This is a genomic window from Marinospirillum sp. (genome assembly GCF_014859565.1).
Genome location: NZ_JACUUA010000323.1, coordinates 1 through 3,085, shown reverse-complemented (window position 1 = coordinate 3,085; position 3,085 = coordinate 1). Strand labels below are relative to the sequence as shown.

The window sequence follows — 3,085 nt, the reverse complement described above, 5'->3', positions numbered from 1 at the left end:
CGTTCCTGTTTTGCCATCAGGCGTTTTTCGATCAGGGTTTCAATCACGTCGGGGTTAACACTGTTTTGCTTGGTGTTGCCACCTTTCAGGAAGTGTTCAGCATCCTGTTGCAATAATCCGAGAATGCCCCCCAGTGCCTTGAGTTCAAAAGCCAGCGCTGCAGCCAGTTGGTTATCTTCGGCTTCCCGCGCACGGTTAAGAGCGCGGGTGAGGTCAAACAGCACAGCCAGGGCTTCGGGGGTATTAAAGTCATCATCCATCACACGATGAAAATCTTCTCGCCAGTTGCCAGCTTGTTGTACTGCTTTAGCATCCTCTACAACTGTGACACCTCGCAGCGCGGTGTAAAAACGCTCCAGTGATTTACGTGCATCGTGCAAGGCACTTTCTGCGTAGTTGATAAACGAGCGGTAGTGGCTGCCCAGCAGCAGGTAACGAATCACTTCAGCATCGTGTTTTTCCAACACATCACGGATGGTGAAGAAGTTACCCAGGGATTTGGACATTTTCTCCTGATCTACCCGCACCGCACCGGCATGCATCCAGGTGTTGACATACTTCTGGCCGGTGGCCGCTTCACTCTGGGCGATTTCGTTTTCGTGGTGCGGGAAAGGCAGATCCGGGCCACCACCGTGGATATCAAAGGTTTTACCCAGGCAGCAGGTGGACATGGCAGAACATTCGATATGCCAGCCGGGGCGGCCATCACCCCAGGGTGAAGCCCAGCTAGGTTCACCAGGTTTGGCGGCTTTCCACAATACAAAGTCCAGCGGGTCTTCTTTAGCATCGTCCACATCCACACGGGCACCGGACTGTAATTCATCCAGTTTACGGTTGGTCAGCTGGCCGTAGCTTTCAAATTTGCGTACACGATAATACACATCACCGTTGCTGGCGGCGTAGGCAAAACCTTTTTGCTCCAGCGTCTGCACCAGTGCAATGATGTCTTCAATGTAAGCTGTGGCACGTGGCTCAATGTCCGGGCGCAGCACACCCAGACGCGCTTCATCTTCGTGCATGGCAGTAATCATGCGCTCGGTCAGTTGCTCCATGCTTTCGCCGTTTTCATCCGCACGTTTGATGATCTTGTCATCAATATCGGTGATGTTACGCACATACACCACGTCATAACCCCGCTCACGCAGGTAACGGGTGATCATGTCAAATACCACCATCACACGGGCATGGCCGATGTGGCAGAGGTCATAAACCGTGACACCACACACGTACATTTTCACGGTGCCGGGCTGAATGGGTTTCAGCACTTCTTTCTGACGGGTCAGGGTGTTGTAGAGGTGAATCTCGGGTAACTGGCTCATCTCAATCCTGTTTTTGCTGAATTTTAGCCCAGGAGTCTTTCAGACCCACAGTACGGTTGAACACCAGCTTGTTACCTGTCTGGTGGTCGCGGCGATCGGCACAGAAATAACCCACCCGCTCAAACTGGAACTTGTCTTCCGGTTCAGCACTGGCGAGGCTGGGTTCACAAATGGCCTGCACTACACTCAGGGATTCCGGGTTCAGGTGCTGCAAAAAGTCCACGTCCTTATCAGCATCCGGTGCTTCTACCTGAAAGAGGTTTTCATACAGGCGCACTTCGGCAGGAATACCGTGTTCTGCGCTGACCCAATGGATCACACCCTTGACCTTGCGACCTTCCGGGTTCTTGCCGAGCGTATCTGGGTCATGGCTGCAACGCAGCTCAATGATTTCACCGCTGGCATCCTTGATGACTTCATCACAACGAATCACCCAGGCATTACGCAGGCGTACTTCCTGTCCCGGTGCCAGACGGAAGAACTTCTTCGGTGGTTCTTCCATAAAATCATCACGGTCGATATACAACTCACGGGTAAACGGCAGGGTACGCTCACCCAGGTCTTCCCGCGCAGGATGGCTGGGGCTGGTGAGGTTTTCTACCCGGCCTTCCTCCCAATTGGTGATCACTACCTTGATTGGGTTCAGTACCACCATGGCGCGGCGGGCGGAGTGCTCCAGATCGTTGCGCAGGGCAAAATACAACATGTTGATATCCACCACACCACCGGAGCGATTCACCCCAATCATGTCGCAGAAATCACGGATGGATTTGGAGGTGTAACCACGGCGACGCATACCGGAAATGGTAGGCATACGTGGGTCGTCCCAGCCTTCGACAATGCCTTCATCCACCAGCAGTTTCAGTTTGCGCTTGGAAGTCACCGTGTAGTTCAGGTTCAGACGGGCAAATTCGGTCTGCACCGGTTTACAGGGCACTGGCAGATTGTTCAGGAACCATTCATACAGCGGGCGATGGTCTTCAAACTCCAGCGTACAAATGGAGTGAGTGATACCTTCAATGGCATCCGACTGACCATGAGTGAAGTCGTAGCTGGGGTAGATGCACCATTGGTCACCAGTCTGGTGGTGATGCTGATGACGGACGCGGTACAAAATCGGGTCACGCAGGTTGATGTTAGGTGCGCTCATGTCGATTTTGGCACGCAACACCTTGGCACCATCCGGATAAGTACCTGCACGCATGGCTTCAAATTCAGCCAGATTTTCTTCCACACTGCGCTCGCGGAAGGGGCTGTTTTTGCCCGGTTCAGTCAGGGTGCCGCGATATTCACGCATCTGCTCAGCGTTCAGCTCACAGACATAAGCCTTGCCTTCACGAATCAGGTGTACCGCCCACTGATAAAGCTGTTCAAAGTAGTCAGAGGCATAACGCACATCACCCGCCCACTGAAAACCCAGCCACTTCACGTCTTCCTGAATGGCATCAATATAGGTCTGGTTTTCTTTTTCCGGGTTGGTGTCATCAAAACGCAGGTGGCAGTCACCACCAAATTCTTCAGCCACACCAAAGTTCAGGCAGATGCTTTTGGCATGTCCCACATGCAGGTAACCATTGGGTTCTGGCGGAAAACGGGTAATCACTTTCTGTTGCTGACCCGCTTCGCGCTGCTGGCTAATCATGTTGCGAATAAAGTTGGATGCAGCAGTAATTTCGGGCTGGCTCATGGCGCTCGCTTCTTGACGGGTTGGTGAAAAAAGCTAAAGAAAGTATTATAGCGGATGGATCGCGCCCGAGACTAGGAAA

At 52.8% G+C, this 3,085-nt stretch carries 2 protein-coding genes; both read right to left on the bottom strand.

Annotation, left to right across the window (positions count from 1 at the left end; translation table 11 throughout):
- Positions 1–1,301 (bottom strand): cysteine--tRNA ligase (cysS, locus tag IBX50_RS19050; protein ID WP_292257979.1); only part of this gene is annotated, 1,301 nt, incomplete at its 3' end.
- A 19-nt stretch (positions 1,302–1,320) separates the two neighbouring features.
- Entirely contained in the window at positions 1,321–3,006 is a 1,686-nt protein-coding gene (locus IBX50_RS19045; protein WP_292257978.1) for a glutamine--tRNA ligase/YqeY domain fusion protein, read from the bottom strand.
- Positions 3,007–3,085: the final 79 nt, after the last annotated feature.

Excerpts from the sequence above, each read along its gene's own strand:
- IBX50_RS19045 (WP_292257978.1), bottom strand. The coding sequence starts at position 3,006 with ATGAGCCAGCCCGAAATTACTGCTGCATCCAACTTTATTCGCAACATG.